This is a genomic window from Telluria sp. AC161 (assembly GCF_979258535.1).
The window spans coordinates 181,609-200,288 of the sequence record NZ_OZ409861.1; the positions used below are offsets into that span (position 1 = coordinate 181,609).

An 18,680-nucleotide genomic window follows, 5' to 3' on the forward strand; every position below is an offset into this window, starting at 1 on the left:
CGCAATCGCCGCTTTTAGCTGCTTGCATGGAAACCGTCGTTCCAGCGAAGGCTGGAACCCAGGTTGGTTGACTAATTCGCGCCTTTAGCGACTGGCCGCGCAGGATCGCCGACCCACTCGCTCCATGACCCCGGATACAGCGCGGCGCCCGGCAAGCCTGCCACTTCCAGTGCCAGCAGATTATGGCAGGCGGTCACGCCCGACCCGCACTGCATGATGGCTGCAGCAGGATCATCGATCAAGGCACCAAATTCTTCCCGCAGCTGCGCAGCATCCTTGAAGCGCCCGTCAGGTCCCAGGTTATCCTTGAAGAAGCGGTTCTTCGCACCGGGAATATGCCCGCCCACCGGATCGATGGTCTCGTTTTCGCCCCGGTAGCGATCGGCCGCGCGGGCATCGATCACGATCCGTTTGCCGCTTTCCAGATTGTCCAGCACCTCGCGCACCGTCACGGTCGGCACGAACGGCGCCCGGACATTCAGGGCGCCGCGCGGCCTGGTGCGCACCTCGGTCGTCAACGGCTGCCCGGCAGCCTCCCACGCCGCCATCCCGCCATCGAGCACCGCCACCGCCTCGTGCCCCAGCCAGCGCAGCAACCACCACAGGCGCGCCGCGAACATGCCGCCGTGCGCGTCATACGCTACCACCTGCGTGGTGTCGTCGATGCCGAAGTCGCGCAGGGCTTCGGCCAGCACTTCCCGGTCGGGCAGCGGATGCCGGCCCAGGAACACGCCATCGGCGCCGTTCCTGGCGCCCGACAGTACCGTCTCGATATCGGCAAACACCGCGCCCGGCAGGTGGCCGCTCGCGTAAGCGTCGCGGCCGGCAGCCAGGTTCATCAGATCGTGGCGGCAGTCGACGACGACCCAGGCCGGGTCGTCGATGTGCGCAGCCAGGTCGGCGGCAGAGATCAGGGTCTGGTGCATGACGGTTCCTTTACGTTTCGCTGGCGATCGGATCGGTGTCCTTGACGACGGCGCCGCGCGCCGTCTTGCGGGTATTGTAGAACGTCGCGGCCACGCCCGACACCAGGATCACGCCCACGCCCAGCCAGACGTGCCAGTCGAACGTGTCATTCCACAGCAGCAGACCCCACAGGCACGAGAACACGATGCCGGTGTACTGCAGGTTGGCCACCACCAGCACCTTGCCGACGCGGTAGGCGCGGGTCATGGCCATCTGCGCCATCAGCGCCGCAGCGCCGATGCCGGCCAGCAGCAGCAGGCCATACGGCGTATGGGCGTGGAACACGGCGCCCTTCGGCCCGTCGCCGGCCAGCGTGGCCAGCAGGCCCACGACCGCGGTGGTGAGCGAAAAGAAGAACACGACGCGGTATTCGGGTTCACCCAAGAGGCCCAGTTTGCGCACCTGCATATAGGCCGCCGCTGACACCACCGACGAGCACACGCCGGCCAAGGCGCCGAGCCACTGCTGGCTTTCGATCGCCGGCTGCAGCACCATCGTGACGCCAAAAAAACTCATGCCGATGGCGACGACCAGTGGCCACTCGGCGTGTTTGGTGCGGGTCCACCAGCCCAGCGCGAACATCCAGGCCGCGATCCAGATCGGGGCCATGTAGTTCAGCGTCATGGCCGTGGCCAGCGGCAGGCGGCCGATGGCGAAGAACCACATCCAGAGGGCCGTCACGCCGACGAAGCTGCGGATCAGGTGCGATTTGGCGAAGGGCGTTTTGAACGTGCCGCCACGATGGCGCACCATCGCCAGCAGGATGACGGTGCCGATCAGGCCCCGGTACATCAGCAGTTCGGACGTGGAGTAAAACTCGGAGGCGAGCTTGACGCCCGCGCCCATCGCGGCGAACGCGAAGCTGGCGAACAGCATCCAGAGTGAAGCCATGGTATTCCCAATAAAAAAGGAGGGGCAGCCGACTGGCCACACCCTCCGCAGCGCTGCGTGTCACGACACGACTAGAGCGCCATCTTGCTGCGATACCACTCATGGAAGTGCTGCATGCCGTCTTCCATGGGCGACTGGTACGGACCGACTTCGTTGACACCGCGCGCCACCAGGATCTTGCGGCCGGCATCCATGCGCAGGCCGATTTCATCGTCCTCGACCGCCGTTTCCATGTACGCGGCGCGTTCGGCCTCGACGAATTCGCGTTCGAACAGCACGATCTCTTCGGGGTAGTAGAACTCGACCACGTTGCGCGTCTTGTCCGGGCCATCGGGCCACAGCGTCGACACCACCAGCACATGCGGATACCACTCGACCATGATGTTCGGGTAGAGCGTGAGCCAGATTGCGCCGTACTTCGGCGGCGCGCCGTTGTTGAACTTGAGGATCTGCTCCTGCCAGCGTTTGTAGGCAGGCGAACCGGCCTTTTGCAGTGCGCGGTTCACGCCCACCGTCTGCACACTGTAGTCGGCGCCGAATTCCCATTTCAGGTCGTCGCACGAGACGAAGTTGCCCAGGCCCGGGTGGAACGGTTCGACGTGGTAATCCTCGAGGTAGACTTCAATAAACGTCTTCCAGTTGTAGTCGCACTGATGCACTTCGACGTGGTCGAGCATATAGCCCGAAAAATCGAGGTCTTTCGTCACCGACAACTGGCCGAGCTTGTCCATCACGTTGTAGCCGTTCTGCTCGAACAGCAGCCCGTTCCAGTTCTGGAGCGGCGTCTTTGACAGGTTCAGGCAGGGTGTGTCGGCAAAATGCGGCGCGCCGATCAGTTCACCCTTCAGGTCATAGGTCCAGCGGTGCAGCGGGCAGACGATGTTCGTCGCATTGCCGCGCCCATTGAACATGAGCGCCTGGCGATGACGGCAGACGTTGGACAGCACCTCGATGCCGTTGGCATTACGCACCAGCATACGGCCTTCGTGCTCGGCAGCGAGCGTGGCGAAGTCGCCCGTTTCGGGCACCATCAATTCATGCCCGACGTAACGCGGGCCATTCACGAACAGCTGCTGCATCTCTTGTTTGAGCAGCGCCTCGTCAAAATACACAGTTACCGGAAGCTGCGCGTTGGATCGCGCCAGCTTGGCGTGGGTAGCCAGATCGGACATCCCAACCCCCCTTAAATAAGCATCCAAAGAAGAGAAAGAATCCAAAGACCAGTATTTAAGTAAAGGAATACGGTATTTCGGACAGAACCGGCGATTATACTTCGGAACGAGCTCTACCGTCTCGGTCCGGCGCGCGGCTGTTGCGTGCGCTGGTGAGGAAATTGCCTTCGAGGCATGATTTTCATGATGAGGGAGGGCGAAGCCCAATCGATGGACGGGACTGCATGTTGCGAATGGTGCAATGTGCGCCCCCCGTGGTGTGGGATTGATCTAAAATACGCGATTGGATTGACCCACGGCGCACAACTGGACGCCCTTACGATACCGACCTATGGCAAAGAATATGACAGCGGGCAGCGCGGCAGCGGCAGCGGCGCCACCCGAATCCTTCGAGGGGGCGATGGCCGAACTGGCCCAGCTCGTGACACAGATGGAGTCCGGCGCCTTGCCGCTGGACGCCTCGGTCGCGGCATATGCGCGCGGCTCCGAACTCGTCAAGTACTGCGCGGGCCAGCTCGAGAAAGTCGAGTCGCAGGTCAAGGTACTTGAAGGCGACATGCTCAAGCCGTTCTCGGGCGACGACGAGGGTGGGCAATGAGCGCGCTGCCGTTCGCCGACTGGACCCGCCAGGTGCAGCACGACGTCGAGGGCGCGCTCGATGCGTTCCTGCCAGCGGCCACCCAGGTGCCGCACAAGCTGCACGAAGCGATGCGCTACACGACGCTGGGCGGCGGCAAGCGCGTGCGCCCGCTGCTGGCGTACGCCGCCGGCGCGCTGTTCGACGCCGACCCGGCCGCGCTCGCGCGGGTGGCAAGCGCCGTCGAAATGATCCACGTGTATTCGCTCGTGCACGACGACATGCCGTGCATGGACGACGACGCGCTGCGCCGTGGCAAGCCGACGGTGCACGTGGCCTACGACGAAGCGACTGCGCTGCTGGTGGGCGACACGCTGCAGGCGCAGGCCTTCACGGTGCTGGCCGAATGCGCCACCGTGCCACCGGCGCGCCTGTTGACGATGGTGCGCCTGCTGGCGCAGGCCGCCGGCTCGAACGGCATGTGCGGCGGCCAGGCCATTGACCTCGACAGCGTGGGCCTGGCGCTGACGCGCGACGAACTCGAACGCATGCACCAGTTGAAAACGGGCGCCATGCTGCGCGTGTCGGTGCTGCTTGGCGCGCTTGCGGGCCGCGACCTGACGCCACTCGAAGTCGAGGCCCTGAACGCCTATTCGGCCGCGATTGGCCTGGCGTTCCAGGTGGTCGACGATGTACTTGATGCGACCGCCGACTCGGCCACGCTGGGCAAGACCGCCGGCAAGGATGCGGCCGACAACAAGCCGACCTATGTGTCGATCCTCGGCCTGGCGCCTTCGCGCGACCTGGCCGAGCAATTGCGGCGTGACGCGCATGACGCGCTGGCGCCATTCGGAGAACAAGCACAGCGGCTGCGTGAACTGGCAGACCTGATCGTGCAGCGGAAGGCCTAAATGAACCTGCTAGACAATATCAACGACCCGTCCGACCTGCGCAAGCTGCCGCGCACCCAGCTCACGCCACTGGCCAAGGAGCTGCGCCAGTTCCTGCTCGAGTCGGTCTCGAAAACGGGCGGCCACCTGTCGTCCAACCTGGGCACGGTCGAACTGACCATCGCGCTGCACTATGTGTACGACACGCCGCGCGACCGCATTGTCTGGGACGTCGGCCACCAGACCTATTCGCACAAGATCCTGACGGGCCGCCGCGGCCGCATGCCGTCGCTGCGCCAGTTGAATGGCCTGTCGGGCTTCCCGAAGCGCGACGAAAGCGAGTACGACACGTTCGGCACCGCCCACTCGTCGACCTCGATCTCGGCCGCGCTCGGCATGGCCGCAGCGGCCAAGATCAAGGGTGAAGACCGCCACGCCATCGCCGTCATCGGCGACGGCTCCATGACCGCCGGCATGGCGTTCGAGGCGCTGAACAACGCGGGCGTCGAAGACGACGTGAACCTCCTGGTCATCCTGAACGACAACGACATGTCGATCTCGCCGCCGGTCGGCGCGCTCAATCGCTACCTGGCGCGCCTGCTGTCGGGCCAGTTCTACGCCGCTGCCAAGAACGTGGGCAAGAGCGTCCTGCCGGCGCCCGTGCTCGACCTGGCGCGCAAGCTCGAAGAACATGCGAAGGGCATGGTGGTCCCGGCCACGATGTTCGAGGAATTCGGCTTTAATTACATCGGCCCGATCGATGGCCATGACCTCGAATCCCTGATCCCGACGCTGGAAAACATCAAGAAGCTCAAGGGCCCGCAGTTCCTGCACGTGGTGACCAAGAAGGGCCAGGGCTACAAGCTGGCCGAGGCCGAGCCGATCCTGTACCACGGCACCGGCAAGTTCAATCATCTCGAAGGCATCAAGCCGGCCACCGCGCCGGGCAAGATCACCTACACCGAAGTCTTCGGCAACTGGCTGTGCGACATGGCAGCGGCCGATCAGCGCCTGGTCGGCATCACGCCGGCGATGCGCGAAGGCTCGGGCATGGTCCGCTTCCACCAGGAATACCCGCAGCGCTACTTCGACGTCGGCATCGCCGAGCAGCATTCGGTGACGTTCGCCGCCGGCATGGCGACCGAAGGCGTCAAGCCCGTACTGGCGATCTACTCGACGTTCCTGCAGCGCGGCTACGACCAGCTGATCCACGACGTGGCGCTGCAGAACCTCGACGTGACCTTCGCGCTGGACCGCGCGGGCCTGGTCGGCGCCGATGGCGCGACCCACGCCGGCAACTACGACCTGGCTTACCTGCGCTGCATCCCCAACATGGTCGTCATGGCCGCATCGGATGAAAACGAATGCCGCCAGATGCTCACGACGGCTTACCATTATCCGGGCCCTGCGGCCGTGCGCTATCCGCGCGGCGCCGGTGTCGGCACGCCAATCGTGGAGGCCCTGAACTCGATCGAGATCGGCAAGGGCGAAGTGCGCCGCAGCGGCAAGAACATCGCCATCCTGGCGTTCGGCTCGATGGTCTCGCACAGCATCCTGGCCGGCGACGAACTCGATGCGACGGTCGCGAACATGCGCTTCGTGAAGCCGCTGGACGTCGACCTGGTCAAGCGCCTGGCGCAGGAGCACGACCTGATCGTGACGGTGGAAGAGGGCTGCATCATGGGTGGCGCGGGCGCTGCCGTGATGGAAGCGCTGGCCGCTGCCGGCATCGCCAAGCCGGTGCTCAATCTGGGCTTGCCGGATACCTTCATCGACCAGGGCGATCCGGTGGCGCTGCTGTCGTCGGTGGGGCTGGACGCCAAGGGCATCGCGGCATCGATCCGCGCGCGCCTGTCGGCATCCGGTGAACCGCGCCTGGTGGTGAATAACGGCTGACGCGGCTTCTGCGCCGTTTCTCGTGCGGCTTGACGCAAAAAAGGGCTGGCGATCAACGCCAGCCCTTTTTTATCCCGTCTGTTTGACGGTTATTGCGCCAGGCGCGCCTTGAGGCGGTCGGCTTCGGCGACCGGGAACGGCGCGCCCAGGACGACAGCGCCGCCGCGGGTGCGGTTCTGCGCCTGGCACTTGTGCGTACAGGCAGTGGCTGGTGGCGCCACTTCAACGGCATCTTCGCCCATCACCTGACCCATGCGCCCGCCGCTGGCGACGGACCACTGCGACACGCCGCCGCAATGCTGGACCCTGGCCACGCCGCCGGTACGGGTGACGATATTGTTGGTGCACAGCGGTTCGGCGATGCGGTCGGCGAACTGCGGGCTGTCGCGGCCGACGAATTTCGCCGCGTAGTCGTTGCCGAAATTGATGCGGGGCGTGACGGTCAGCGTGGTGTCCTTGAACGGCACCGTATCGCCTTCGCGATTGCGGAAATTGCGGTTGTCGAAGTAGAAGGCGCTTGGCGCCAGCTTGTGCGTGAAGACGGTCTTGGTTTCGTCGCTGCGCTCGACTTCCATCTGGAACAGGCCGCCGGTGGCGCAATCCTTGGCCTGGATCTTCATCGTGACGCCCGGCCCGCTGCGGGTCAGCACGATATCGGCCGAACTGCTCAATTCAACGCTGACGGCGCCGTTCAGGACCAGGCCCCGGTGATCGGGCATCTTGCTGTCGAAGACGGGCGTGGCCTTGCCGCCCGTGATGTCTTCCTTGTTGGCGGCGCCGGTCAGCGTGTAATTGAGCACGCCGAAGGAGGCGGCATCGACGTCGAACTGGACGTAGCGGCCCTGTACCCGAAACACCGATGTCACGGCGCCCGGCGCGACCGACACCGCTTGCGCGCCGCGTTTGCCCAGTACCGTGAAGCCGCCGCTCTCGCAGCCGGCCGAATCTGCTGCGTACGCAGCCTGCGCAGTCATCAACAGGCCCATGCTGCAAGCCGCCATCCAATTTTTCATGCTGTTCTCCGTTGTCGGAACGTGGCGCCCGATGCGCTCGTGTTCTGACCCGTTAATACCCTCGCGCGCGGCCAGGGTTCAAAGAAGATCAACAAATTTTTTTAACCCGATGCGGATAAGCTGGGACGTGTCAGAAATGGTAGCTGGCGCTGGCCGTGAATGCACTTGGCTTCGGGAAGTCAGGCAGGTAAGTCCGCCAGCGCGCCTGCCATCCGGCCTGCAGCGTGACATCGCCAACGTCGGTCACGAGCGCGATGCGCACGTCGGCGCTGTCCTTGGCCGCAACGCCGTCATAGGCAAACGGATGCAGCACACCGACGTGGGCGGCCAGGCGCACTGTGTCGGTCAGGGGATAGGCGCCGCTCAGATCGAGGTAGACACTGCGCCCCTCGCCATAGTAAGCGGGTGAATAGAACACGCGCACGCTGGCGCGTTGCAGCGCCACGCCGGCATAGAACTCGTGATAATTCCGGCGGCCATCGCGCAGGTAGGTGTTGCGCGTGACACCCGCGTCCCATGACAGCGTCGACGTCAGCCTGCGGGCCCTGCCGGCGTAGGCGGTCAGCTGGCCCTGCGTGCGATTGTCGAGCGTGACGGGCGACGCAAACGCGCCCCCGTACCAGCCTGCGGCGGTGTCGTGCTCCACCCGTAATTGCAGCGCGGGGCGCGTGTACAGCGCGACGCCGCGGCCGGCATATTCGGAAACGAGTGTGAGATCGCCGCTGGTCTGGGCCCGCGCGTCCTTGTACAGCGGCAGGGTCAGCGCAAACGCGAGGAGGATGGTGCCGTGGCGACGGTCGAAGTACATAGGCAGACGCAGGTGTCAGCTGCCCGTGACAGGGCGGCACATGCGTCAATGTTACCACCCGTCCGCGCTGCCACGGCGCCGTCCGCCTGGCGCCGCAGCGTTTGTGCGACCGTGCCCGGTTGGCGCTCGGCCAGCAGTGCCGCGAGGCCAGCCACGTGCGCCGCCGCATACGACGAGCCGGACACCATGTGCCAGCGCCGCCCCGGCGCGCAGGTCGGGATGTCGGTCCCGGGCGCGTACACCAGCGTCGACGGCGCCGGGTGGCGGTCGCCTGGCCGCGCGACCCCGATCACGCCCGGCAGCGCGGCCGGGAAGCCGCCGTCGGGCAGGCGCGGATCGGCCGCTGCCACCACGATGACGCCGCGCGCCAGTGCCGCCTGCAGCAACGCTTGCAGCAGGCGGTCGGCTGGCCCGGCCAGGCTCAGGTTGATGATCCGGGCGCCGTTTTCAAGCGCATAGTTGATTGCCTTGCCCAGCGTGAGGCTGTTGCAGCGCGCAGGCCGCGCACCGGTTTCCCAGCAGGCGCGCAGGGCCATCAGTTTGACGCCCGGCGCCACGCCGGCGATGCCCGCGCCATTGCCGGCCAGTGCGCCGATGATGCCCGCGACTGCCGTGCCATGGACCTCAGCGACATCGCCGGTGTCGTCAACGAAGTTGCGGCGGACCTTGATGCGGCCAGCCAGGTCGGGGTGGTCGGCATCGACACCGCTATCGATCACGGCGACGCTCACGTTGCGCCCCGTGCTGACGCGGTGCAGGTCGGTCAGGTGCCAGTCGTGGCCCGCCGGCTGCAGCGGGTAGAGCGGATCGCCGCCGTCCTGCGCCTGGAAATCGGCCAGCGGCTGGGCCCATGCGACGCGCGCATCGTGCGCCAGCGCGGCCACCACGCGCCCGATCGGCGCGTCATCGGGTTCTTCCATCACGAAGCAGTCGACGCCGATGGCCGGCATCGGCCAGCTGTCGAGCAGGCGCAAGCCATGCGCGGCGGCGATGTCGCTCGCCACGCGGCGGCGTGCGGCGCTGCCGCCATCCTTCAGGTAGCCGCCGCCGTATGAGGCATCGGGACGAAAGTGCTGGGCCGGCAGGCGCAGCATCACCAGCACCTGGCGGCGCGCGGCCTGCGCCAATGGATCGGCATGGTCCTGTGCGTGCGCCGGCCTGCCCGCCAGGCCGAGCAGGGCGGCGATCAGGGTCACGCAGGCGAGCAGGCGGTTCATGGGCTGGCCTGGACGCCGAGCGGCTCGGCCAGCGTGACGGCCGATTCGGTGCGCAGGCGCGCCGCGACATCGGCCGGCGCTTGCGCGCTGCCCAGCATCCAGGCACCCGTGACCGTCGGGCCGCCGACGATGTGCGCGCCGCTGGCCGCCAGGATGCGGCGCAGTTCATGTTCCGGCGTGTCCGGTTTGAAGGTCACGGCCACGATGCCATCTGTGCCGGCCTCGGCGCCGAGCACGCGGTACGCGTCGTCTTGTGCTGCCATCTGCGTGTCTACGGACGGGCGCACCAGCAGCGCGCCCAGCACGACGATGGCGCAGAACTGCAGGCCCACGGCGGCGCGCAGCCAGCGCCCGTCGTTCGCGGCAAGGCGCGTGCGCCAGCCGGGGATGACCGGCGCCGCATCCGCAGGCGCCACCGCATCGAGCTGCGGCAGCAGGCGCGCGAATGCCTTGTCGACGTCCAGGCCTGGTGGCGGCAGGTCGGCGACATCCTGCAGTGCGTAGAGCGTATCGAGATCGGCGCGGCATGTGGCGCAGGTGTCCAGGTGTGCCTGGACACGCTGCAGCTCTGCGCCGTCGAGGCGACCGTTGGCCAGCCAGGGCAGCAGGTCCTGCGCCTCGCGGTGCGCCGCCTCGATATCCGGTGTGTCTTGATTCGACAGGCGGGTCATGACCGCACCTCGATCTGGCCTTCCAGCAGCACGGCCAGGCGCTTGCGGGCATGGAACAGGCGGGTTTTGATGGTATTCACTGGGCACTCCATGATCTCGGCAATCTCTGTGTAACTCATGTCATGATAAAAAGTCAGTTGGAACGCGGTGCGCTGCGCCAGCGGCAATTGGGCCAGCGCGGCATGCACGGCACCGGTCAGCTGCAGTTGCGCCAGTTGCCAGTCGGGCCGGTCGGCCTCAAGGCCTTCGCGTTCATCGATGCCGGCGTCGACCGGCTCGTCCAGCGCCTGCAGGCTTTTGCAGGCACGCCGGTAGGCGATGGCAAAGATCCACGTCGAGACCTTGCTGCTGCCATTGAATGTCGCCGCCTTGCGCCAGACCACCAGCAGCGTGTCGTTGACGATTTCCTCGATCAGTGGCGTGCTGCGCGTCATGCGCTGCAGGAAGCGCGCCAGCCGTGGGTGGTAGGCCCGGTACAGCGTCTCGAAGGCGCGCCGGTCGCCCGTTGCGACATGCTCGATGAGTTCCGCTTCGTCGTGCTCGGTACGCGCCCCGGCCGGTCTGGCGTCAAATCGTCGTTCCACGCACGTCCTCTCGTTCTTCTACGGTAGATACCCCGCCACGCCGAAAAGGTTCATGGCGTCGTCACGATTGTCGAACGGGGGCACGCTGCATGCTAACTGACAGCAGCAGGGCAGCGTGCAGCTTTTTCAGGATTTGGCAGTGCGTGTGCACAGATACACGGCGCCGGCCGTGATGGCGAAGCCGGCGATCGACACGGGGCCAAGCCGTTCGCCCAGGAGCGCAAAGCCCATCAGCGCCGTCGTCCCCGGAATCAGGTAGAACAGGCTGGCAACCCGGCTCGCGTCGCCGCGCCGCATCATCAGGAACAACAGGCTGACGGCGCCGATGGAGTTCACGACCGACAGCCAGCCGGACGCCAGGATCAGCGTCGGCGTCCATGCGACCTGCCAGCCTTCGAGACCCAGTGCCAGCGGCAACGCGACGGCGGTGGCCACCGCCAGCTGGATGCAGCCGCCGGTGCGCAGATCCAGGCCGGTGCAGTACTTCTTCTGGTACAGTGTGCCAAATGTGATGCCGGCCAGAGCCAGCACCACGGCGCCGATCCCGGCTGCGCCCGTATGCCAGGCGACGCCCTTGCCAAGCGCCACCAGCAGCACGCCGGCGATGCCTGCGATGAGGCCCATCCACTGGCGCACGCCAACGCGTTCGTGCAGGAACACGCCTGCCCCGAATGCGGTACACAAGGGCATCGCGCCGATGATCAGCGCCGAAACGCCTGCGCTCACGCCCAGTTTCAGGCCCGTGTACAGGCCACCGAACTGCAGCGCCTGGACCAGCAGCCCGACGACGACAAGATGCGCATACTGCGCGCGCTCGCGCGGCCACGGCGCGCGGGTGACGATGGCCACGATGAGCAGCACCAGCGCCGCCAGACCAAAGCGCAGCACCAGCAGCGTGAACGGGCCGGCGAAGGGCAGGGCCAGCTTGCCGACGACGTAGCCGGAACTCCACATCAGGATGAACAGCATGGGCAGCACAAGCAGGGGTGGCGCCAGGCTGGCGGGAAGAGCAGTACGCAACGTGGTCATGATGGTCTCCGGTGGTGAGAAGACAGCATACGACCCCCTGTTTGCCGATACAATCCTCTGTAATTACAACACATTGTTTCCAACAGGGATACGCATGCCTGGTTTAACACCACGCGACTTTTCGGATATCTGGGCCTTCGTGCGGGTTGTCGACGCCGGCAGCTTTTCGGAAGCGGCGCGCCAGATGGGCACCACCAAAGCCAGCATCAGCAAGGCGGTCGCGCGACTGGAAGCGGCGTTGCAGGTCAAGCTGCTGAACCGGTCGACACGCCGCATCGGCCTGAGCGAAGCGGGGCGTGACATCCACCAGCATGCGCTGCGGATGGTCGAGGAAGCCCGCGCCATCGAGTCCACCGCTGCAGGTCAGCAGTCCGGGCCGGGCGGCACGCTGCGCGTGTCCACGTCGATGGCATTCGGGAATGCGCAGCTGGCGGCGCTGCTGCCGACATTCATGGCACGTTACCCGGCTGTGCGCGTGGTCCTGCAACTGCAGGACCGGTATGTCGACCTGGTCGAAGAGGGCATCGATGTCGCCCTGCGACTGAGCCCAAAGGTCGATCTGATGAGCGCCGTTGCGCGGCCGGTCGCGCCACTGAACTACGTGCTGGCCGCGTCACCGGGCTACCTCGAACAGTATGGCGTGCCCGCCGATCTCGCCGCGCTGCATGAGCACCGCTGCCTGACCTTCGGCGACTCCGGCCCCGCCGGCGGCTGGCAATTCGACGTGGCAGGCGCGCGCCTGCAGTTCAAGCCCGCCGCTGCGCTGGCCATCAACAGCAGTCAGGCCTTGCGCGAGGCGATGCTCGGCGGCGCCGGCATCGCGCTGTTGCCCACCTTCGTCGTGGGCGAGGATATTCGCGCCGGGCGCGCCGTCCATGTGCTGCCGGCGCTCGCGCCTGTGGGCATGTTCGGTACGCACGTGCTGGCGGTGTACCGCGAAAACCGCTTCCTGCCGCAGAAGGTCAGGGTGTTCATCGACTTCGTGCTCGAGCACTTCGGCGAGCATCCGCCCTGGGATGCGTTCCTTCGCCGCACTGCAAGCCCCTAGACGATCCCGCCATTGACCCGCAACGTCTGGCCATTGACCCAGGCGCCCTGCGGACCGACCAGGAACGCCACCGTGTCCGCGATATCCTCCGGCGTGCCGAGCCGTTCGAGCGGCGCCATCTTGCCCAGGCGCTCGACCAGCTCGGGCGTCTTGCCTTCCATGAACAGGTCGGTTGCCGTCGGACCCGGGGCCACGGCCGTCACCGAAATCCCCTTGCCCCGCAATTCCTTGGCAAAGATATTGGTAAACGTTTCAACCGCTGCTTTCGAGCCGGCATAGATGGCGTAGCCGGGCAGCGCCAGGCCGATCACGCTGCTGGAAAAATTGACGATGCGGCCGTTGGCGCGCATGCGTGTGGCGGCCAGGCGCAGCATGTTGAACGTGCCGCGCGTGTTGATGGCGAAGATGCGCTCGTACAGGGCGTCGTCGGTATCGGCCAGCATGGTCGTGCCGGGCTGGATGACGCCGGCGTTGTTGATGACGATGTCGACCCCGCCAAACTGCGCTTCGGTCGCATCGAACAATCGCGCGCAATCGCTTGCGTTGGCCACATCGCCCTGCAGCGCGATGGCCCGGCCACCGGCTGCCTCGATGGCCTGCACGACGTCGTCGGCGTCGCTGGCGCGGTGGGCGTAGTTGACGACAACGGCGATATTGTCTTGCGCCAGGCGCAGCGCGATCGCCCGGCCGATGCCGCGCGAGGCGCCCGTGACGATGGCGACTTTACTTGTATTGGTGCCCATGCTTGCCTTCCTGGTGATCAAGGTGGTTTATGCGAACAGCGTCTCGGCGCGCTGGTACAGGAGCCACGAGGTGGCGATGTATTTGTCGCCACTAGTCGCCACATTGCCACGGTGCGTGTGCGTGAAGCCGGCTGGCGCAATCACCATGCGGCCTTGTTTGGGCGCGATCTTGCGGCCCTGGTACAGGAACTCGGTTTCGCCGCCCTCGGCCACGTCGTTCAGGTAGACCATCCACAGCAGCACCCGATGGAGCGACTCGCAGCTTGCGTTCTGCGGATAGATCTCGGAATGCCAGTGGTGATAGCCGCCGCTGCCGCGCAGGTATTTTTGCAGGTTGATCGTGCCGGGCCGGTACAGCACGCGCAGCAACTCATCGATGTTGGGCCGCCCCAGCTCGTCGAAGTTGGTCATCGACAGCACGGTCGGCACGCCCGTCACGGGATGCTCGAGCGTGGGCGAGAGTGACCCCATCAGCAGCATCCGGTAGCGTTCGGCGTAGTCAGCCAGGTGGCGCGCCATCGTGTCCACCAGCAGGCCCGTGGCGTCGGCCCACTCGGGATGCTGGTTGATCGTGATGTCGTAACTGTCCTTCTTGACGACATCGACGCCGTTGCCCGTCTGCCCGCGCACCACCTTGTCGCTGGCGTCGAAGCGCTTGATGAGCGCTTCGCACTGCTGCGCGGTGAGTGCGTCGTCATAGACGCCGATGAAGTCGTCCATGACTTATTTGGCCTTGCGCTCGTGGTTCCACAGCACGTCACTGCCACCCGCGAAGCGGTTCAGCACGCGCGCCAGCACGAACATCAGGTCGGACAGACGATTGACGTACTGGCGTGGGTGCGCGTGGATATCTTCTGCCTTCGACAGCGCGACGATCGCGCGTTCGGCGCGCCGGCACACCGTGCGGCACAGGTGCGCCGTGGACGCTGCGCGCGAACCGGCCGGCAGGATGAATTCCTTCAGCACCGGCAGGTCGGCGTTGTATTTTTCGAGCATGGTGTCCAGGCGCAGCACGTGTTCTTCCTTGATCATCTGGTAGCCGGGGATGCACAGCTCACCGCCCAGGTCGAACAGGTCGTGCTGGATGCCCACGAGTTCGTCGCGCAGATCCGCCGGCATGTCTTCGCACAGCAGCAGGCCGACAAAGGAATTGAGTTCGTCGACTTCGCCCAGCGCGTGGATGCGCGCGCTGTCCTTGCCGGTGCGGCTGCCGTCGCCGAGGCCCGTGCTGCCGTCGTCGCCGGTGCGGGTTGCTATTTTTGAGAGGCGGTTGCCCATGATGTTCTCTTATGCAGTAGGGTGAAAATACGATGGCACGAGGATACGACAAAACCTGCCGATTTGCTTACAATCGACCCATGTCTTCGTCCAATCCAGCCTTGTCTGACCGACGTGCGCAGGTCGTCGCCGCGCTCCTGGCGCGCGTGCCCGCGGCGTGCGTCCTGTTTGCGCCCGAAGACACGCGGCCCTACGAATGCGATGGCCTGGCCGCGTACCGCCAGTTGCCGATGATCGTGACGCTGCCGACCGACGAAGAGCAGGTGCTGGCCATCCTGGCCGTGTGCCGCGCACTGAACGTGCCGGTGGTTCCGCGCGGCGCCGGCACCGGCCTGTCGGGCGGCGCGCTGCCGATCCACGATGGCGTCGTGCTCTCGACCGCGCGCATGAACGCGATCAAGCGGGTCGATCACCTTGCCCGTACCGCTGTCGTGCAACCGGGCGTGCGCAACCTGGCGATTTCCGAAGCCGCCACCAGCCACGGCCTGTATTACGCGCCCGACCCGTCGTCGCAGATCGCCTGCACCATCGGCGGCAACGTCGCCGAAAACGCGGGCGGCGTGCATTGCCTCAAATACGGCCTGACGATCCACAACGTGCTGCGCGTGCGCGTGGCCACGATCGAGGGCGACATCGTCGAACTGGGCGGGGGCGCGCTCGATGCGCCGGGCCTGGATCTGCTGGCCGTGTTTATCGGCTCGGAAGGCATGCTCGGCATCGTCGTCGAGGTGACGGTGAAACTGGTGCCCAAGCCGGCGCTGGCGCAGGTCATCATGGCCTCGTTTGCCGACGTGGTCACGGCCGGCAATGCGGTGGCCGACGTCATTGCGGCCGGCATCATCCCGGCCGGCCTCGAGATGATGGACCGCACTTCGGTGCGCATGGTCGAACCGTTCGTCAAGGCCGGCTACGACCTGGACGCCGCCGCGATCCTGCTGTGCGAAGCCGATGGCACGGCGCTCGAAGTGGCCGAAGAAATCAGCCGCATGAGCGCAGTGCTGGCGCGCGCCGGCGCCACCGCGATTACCGTGTCGCAGAGCGAAGCGGAGCGCGGGCGCTTCTGGTCGGGCCGCAAGAATGCATTTCCGGCGGCGGGGCGCATCTCGCCCGATTACTACTGCATGGACGGCACGATCCCGCGCAAGCAGCTTGCGCGCGTGCTGGCCGGAATCGCGGCGATGGAAGTCACGTACGGCCTGCGCTGCTCGAACGTGTTCCACGCGGGCGACGGCAATATGCATCCGCTGATCCTGTTCGACGCCAGCGTGCCGGGCGAATTCGATCGCGCCGAAGCGTTCGGCGCGGCCATCCTGGCGCTGTGCGTCGAGGTGGGCGGCACCATCACGGGCGAGCATGGCGTGGGCATGGAAAAGATCGGGTCGATGTGCGTGCAGTTCGGACGCAAGGAGCTCGACGCCTTCTTCGCCGTCAAGCATGCGTTCGATCCGTGCGCGCTGCTCAATCCCGACAAGGCTATCCCCACGCCGCACCGCTGCGCCGAGTTCGGCAAGCTGCACGTGCACCATGGGCAGGTGCCGTTTCCAGAATTGCCGCGCTTCTGATGAATACTGTCGAACACTTCCAGGAGCAGGTCAGGGCAGCCGCCGCCAGCGGGCAGGCGCTGTGCATCCGTGGCGGCGGCACCAAGGACTGGTATGGCGGCATGTTGGCTGGCGCCGTCCTCGACACGCGCGCTCATGCGGGCATCGTCGACTACGAGCCGACCGAGCTGGTGATCACGGCGCGCTGCGGCACGCCGCTGGCCGAGATCGAGGCCGCGCTGGCCGAACGCAACCAGATGCTGGCGTTCGAGCCGCCGCATTTCGGCCCGCACGCCACGCTGGGCGGCGTGATCGCCAGCGGCTTGTGCGGCCCGCGCCGCGCGACGAGCGGCGCCGCGCGCGACTTCGTGCTGGGCGCCACGCTGCTTGATGGCCGCGGCGACGTGCTGGCCTTCGGCGGGCGCGTCATGAAGAACGTGGCCGGCTACGACGTCTCGCGCATGCTGGCCGGTTCGCTCGGCACGCTGGGCGTGCTGCTGGAGGTCTCGGTCAAGGTGCTGCCACGACCCTTTGCCGAAACGACGCTGCGGTTTGCGTGCAGCGAGATCGACGCGCTGCGATCCCTGAATATGTGGGGCGGTCAGCCATTACCCATCTCGGCCAGCGCCTGGGTCGATGGCGTGCTGGCGCTGCGACTGTCGGGCGCCGAGGCAGCGGTCGATGCCGCCGTGCGGGGCCTCGGTGGCGAGGTGATGCCGGAGCCCGATGCGTTCTGGCACGCCGTGCGCGAACAACGCACGGCGTTCTTTGACGGCGACGGCGACAGCGCGCTGTGGCGCCTGTCGGTGCCGTCGACCACGGGCGCGCTGGTGCTGGGCGGCGCGCAGATGATCGAATGGGGCGGCGCCCAGCGCTGGTTGCGCGCGGATGGCGACGCGGGTACTGCGCAGGCGATCCGGCGCACCGCGCAGGCCTGCGGCGGCCATGCGACGCTGTTCCGGGGCGGCGACAAGGCGGCCGGCGTGTTCCAGCCGCTCGCGCCGGCGCTGGCGCGCATCCACGTGCGCATGAAAGACGCGTTCGATCCCGCGCATATCTTCAACCCCGGCCGCATGTATCCATAAGGCGCACAAGACATGCAAACCACGTTGGCCGATTTCATCAAGGGCACGCGCGAGGGCACCGAGGCCGAAGCGATCCTGCGATCCTGTGTGCACTGCGGCTTCTGCACCGCCACCTGCCCGACCTACCAGTTGCTGGGCGACGAACTCGATGGCCCGCGCGGGCGCATCTACCTGATCAAGAACGTGCTCGAAGGCGCCGAACCGACGCGCAAGACCCAGTTGCACCTGGACCGCTGCCTCACGTGTCTGAACTGCGAAACCACGTGCCCGTCGGGCGTGAAGTACGGGCGGCTGCTCGACATCGGCCGCAAGCTGGTCGACGAGCGCGTGGCGCGGCCCCTGGGCGAGCGGCTCACGCGCACGACGCTCAAGGCCTGCCTGCCGCATGCGGGCCTGGCCACGCCCGCATTCAGGGCGGGGCGCCTGCTGCGGCCTCTGTTGCCGGAGACGTTGCAGGCCAAGTTGCCGCCCGTACGCGCGGCGGGCCGCTGGCCGACACGCACCCACCCGCGCAAGATGCTGGTGCTCGATGGCTGCGTGCAGCCCGGCATGGCGCCCAATATCAATGCCGCTGCGGCGCGTGTGCTCGACGCGCTGGGCGTGCAACTGACCGTGGCGCCCAAGGCCGGCTGCTGCGGTGCGCTGCGCTATCACATGAACGACCAGGACGGCGGGCTGGATGACATGCGCTGCAATATCGATGCCTGGTGGCCCAGCGTGGAAAACGGCGCGATCGAGGCGATCGTCATGACCGCCTCGGGCTGCGGCGTCACCGTCAAGGAATACGGCCACCTGCTGGCGCACGATCCCGCGTACGCTGCCCGCGCCGAACGGATCAGCGTGATCACGCGCGACCTGTCGGAAGTCCTGGCCCTATTTCAGGACCGGATCGCCGCACTGGCAAAGGGGAAGGGCGGCCCGCCCGTGGCGTACCATCCGCCGTGCACGCTGCAGCACGGTCAGCAGATCCGGGGTAAGGTCGAGGGCGTGCTGCAGGCGGCCGGCGTGGACGTGGTGCTGTGCGCCGACAACCACCTGTGCTGCGGCTCGGCCGGCACCTATTCGGTGCTTCAGCCGGCCATCTCGCTGGCGCTGCGCGAGCGCAAGCTGGCCAGCCTGGCCGCGACGGGGGCCGACTACATCGTGTCCGCCAATATCGGGTGCATCGCGCATTTGCAGGCGGGCACCGGGACGCCCGTGACGCACTGGATCGAGCTGCTGGATCGGATCTGTACAGCAGACTGACAGGGGCCGTGGTAGCATCGCCCGGA

General features: G+C 66.4%; 19 protein-coding genes. 7 read left to right on the plus strand and 12 right to left on the minus strand.

The window, feature by feature from the left end; all coding sequences use genetic code 11:
* Positions 1 to 71 precede the first annotated feature (71 nt).
* From ACZ0AJ_RS00810 to ACZ0AJ_RS00820, 3 genes are all read right to left on the minus strand, one after another.
* Entirely contained in the window at positions 72 to 926 is an 855-nt protein-coding gene (locus tag ACZ0AJ_RS00810) for a sulfurtransferase (protein ID WP_499453281.1), read from the minus strand.
* A 10-nt stretch (positions 927 to 936) separates the two neighbouring features.
* Complete coding sequence (locus ACZ0AJ_RS00815; RefSeq protein WP_499453283.1) at positions 937 to 1,857, minus strand: DMT family transporter; 921 nt, start codon at positions 1,855 to 1,857, stop codon at positions 937 to 939.
* A gap of 71 nt (positions 1,858 to 1,928) precedes the next feature.
* Positions 1,929 to 3,029, minus strand: a complete 1,101-nt coding sequence (locus tag ACZ0AJ_RS00820) for an aromatic ring-hydroxylating oxygenase subunit alpha (RefSeq protein WP_499453285.1) — start codon at positions 3,027 to 3,029, stop codon at positions 1,929 to 1,931.
* A gap of 331 nt (positions 3,030 to 3,360) precedes the next feature.
* On the opposite strand from ACZ0AJ_RS00820, the gene ACZ0AJ_RS00825 reads away from it, so the two are divergent.
* Genes ACZ0AJ_RS00825 through dxs form a run of 3 tightly spaced genes read left to right on the plus strand, consistent with a single transcriptional unit; the run spans position 3,361 to position 6,392 of the window.
* Positions 3,361 to 3,627, plus strand: a complete 267-nt coding sequence (locus ACZ0AJ_RS00825; RefSeq protein WP_499453287.1) for an exodeoxyribonuclease VII small subunit — start codon at positions 3,361 to 3,363, stop codon at positions 3,625 to 3,627.
* Positions 3,624 to 4,517 (plus strand): polyprenyl synthetase family protein, encoded by an 894-nt coding sequence (locus ACZ0AJ_RS00830; protein WP_499453289.1) that lies wholly within the window; start codon positions 3,624 to 3,626, stop codon positions 4,515 to 4,517. The genes ACZ0AJ_RS00825 and ACZ0AJ_RS00830 overlap by 4 nt, the downstream gene beginning before the upstream one ends.
* Positions 4,518 to 6,392 carry a 1-deoxy-D-xylulose-5-phosphate synthase gene (dxs, locus tag ACZ0AJ_RS00835; RefSeq protein WP_499453291.1) on the plus strand — a complete coding sequence of 625 codons (1,875 nt, stop codon included), beginning with the start codon at positions 4,518 to 4,520 and terminating at the stop codon, positions 6,390 to 6,392.
* Between the two features lie 89 nt (positions 6,393 to 6,481).
* Here the strand turns inward: dxs and ACZ0AJ_RS00840 are convergent, their stop codons facing one another.
* The 6 genes from ACZ0AJ_RS00840 to ACZ0AJ_RS00865 all read right to left on the minus strand — a co-directional run bounded on the left by ACZ0AJ_RS00840 (position 6,482) and on the right by ACZ0AJ_RS00865 (position 11,714).
* A complete protein-coding gene (locus tag ACZ0AJ_RS00840) occupies positions 6,482 to 7,405 on the minus strand; it encodes a hypothetical protein (RefSeq protein ID WP_499453293.1) in 924 nt (307 codons plus the stop codon).
* 130 nt (positions 7,406 to 7,535) lie between these two features.
* Positions 7,536 to 8,213 carry a TorF family putative porin gene (locus ACZ0AJ_RS00845; RefSeq protein WP_499453295.1) on the minus strand — a complete coding sequence of 226 codons (678 nt, stop codon included), beginning with the start codon at positions 8,211 to 8,213 and terminating at the stop codon, positions 7,536 to 7,538.
* Positions 8,165 to 9,430: a S8 family peptidase gene (locus ACZ0AJ_RS00850; RefSeq protein WP_499453297.1), complete on the minus strand. Its 1,266-nt coding sequence runs from the start codon at positions 9,428 to 9,430 to the stop codon at positions 8,165 to 8,167. The genes ACZ0AJ_RS00845 and ACZ0AJ_RS00850 overlap by 49 nt, the downstream gene beginning before the upstream one ends.
* Complete coding sequence (locus ACZ0AJ_RS00855) at positions 9,427 to 10,101, minus strand: zf-HC2 domain-containing protein (protein WP_499453299.1); 675 nt, start codon at positions 10,099 to 10,101, stop codon at positions 9,427 to 9,429. Before ACZ0AJ_RS00855 ends, ACZ0AJ_RS00850 begins: the two co-directional genes overlap by 4 nt.
* Entirely contained in the window at positions 10,098 to 10,685 is a 588-nt protein-coding gene (locus ACZ0AJ_RS00860) for an RNA polymerase sigma factor (protein ID WP_499453301.1), read from the minus strand. The genes ACZ0AJ_RS00855 and ACZ0AJ_RS00860 overlap by 4 nt, the downstream gene beginning before the upstream one ends.
* A 126-nt stretch (positions 10,686 to 10,811) precedes the next feature.
* Positions 10,812 to 11,714 carry a DMT family transporter gene (locus ACZ0AJ_RS00865; RefSeq protein ID WP_499453303.1) on the minus strand — a complete coding sequence of 301 codons (903 nt, stop codon included), beginning with the start codon at positions 11,712 to 11,714 and terminating at the stop codon, positions 10,812 to 10,814.
* 94 nt (positions 11,715 to 11,808) lie between these two features.
* Between ACZ0AJ_RS00865 and ACZ0AJ_RS00870 the strand changes: the two genes are divergently transcribed.
* A complete protein-coding gene (locus ACZ0AJ_RS00870; RefSeq protein ID WP_499453305.1) occupies positions 11,809 to 12,762 on the plus strand; it encodes a LysR family transcriptional regulator in 954 nt (317 codons plus the stop codon).
* Here ACZ0AJ_RS00870 and ACZ0AJ_RS00875 read toward each other — a convergent pair.
* Genes ACZ0AJ_RS00875 through ACZ0AJ_RS00885 form a run of 3 tightly spaced genes read right to left on the minus strand, consistent with a single transcriptional unit; the run spans position 12,759 to position 14,783 of the window.
* Positions 12,759 to 13,505: an SDR family oxidoreductase gene (locus tag ACZ0AJ_RS00875; protein WP_499453307.1), complete on the minus strand. Its 747-nt coding sequence runs from the start codon at positions 13,503 to 13,505 to the stop codon at positions 12,759 to 12,761. The genes ACZ0AJ_RS00870 and ACZ0AJ_RS00875 overlap by 4 nt on opposite strands.
* A 27-nt stretch (positions 13,506 to 13,532) precedes the next feature.
* Positions 13,533 to 14,225 carry a 2OG-Fe(II) oxygenase family protein gene (locus tag ACZ0AJ_RS00880; protein WP_499453309.1) on the minus strand — a complete coding sequence of 231 codons (693 nt, stop codon included), beginning with the start codon at positions 14,223 to 14,225 and terminating at the stop codon, positions 13,533 to 13,535.
* Positions 14,226 to 14,228: 3 nt separating this feature from the next.
* Positions 14,229 to 14,783, minus strand: coding sequence for a cob(I)yrinic acid a,c-diamide adenosyltransferase (locus ACZ0AJ_RS00885; RefSeq protein ID WP_499453311.1), 555 nt, complete (start codon positions 14,781 to 14,783; stop codon positions 14,229 to 14,231).
* 80 nt (positions 14,784 to 14,863) lie between these two features.
* Here ACZ0AJ_RS00885 and ACZ0AJ_RS00890 point away from each other — a divergent pair, with 80 nt between their 5' ends.
* Genes ACZ0AJ_RS00890 through glcF form a run of 3 tightly spaced genes read left to right on the plus strand, consistent with a single transcriptional unit; the run spans position 14,864 to position 18,654 of the window.
* Positions 14,864 to 16,345, plus strand: coding sequence for an FAD-linked oxidase C-terminal domain-containing protein (locus tag ACZ0AJ_RS00890; protein WP_499453313.1), 1,482 nt, complete (start codon positions 14,864 to 14,866; stop codon positions 16,343 to 16,345).
* The gene (gene glcE, locus ACZ0AJ_RS00895) at positions 16,345 to 17,409 is read left to right on the plus strand and encodes a glycolate oxidase subunit GlcE (protein ID WP_499453315.1); all 1,065 of its coding nucleotides are present in this window, start codon (positions 16,345 to 16,347) and stop codon (positions 17,407 to 17,409) included. The genes ACZ0AJ_RS00890 and glcE overlap by 1 nt, the downstream gene beginning before the upstream one ends.
* Before the next feature lie 12 nt (positions 17,410 to 17,421).
* The gene (gene glcF, locus ACZ0AJ_RS00900) at positions 17,422 to 18,654 is read left to right on the plus strand and encodes a glycolate oxidase subunit GlcF (RefSeq protein WP_499453317.1); all 1,233 of its coding nucleotides are present in this window, start codon (positions 17,422 to 17,424) and stop codon (positions 18,652 to 18,654) included.
* Positions 18,655 to 18,680: the final 26 nt, after the last annotated feature.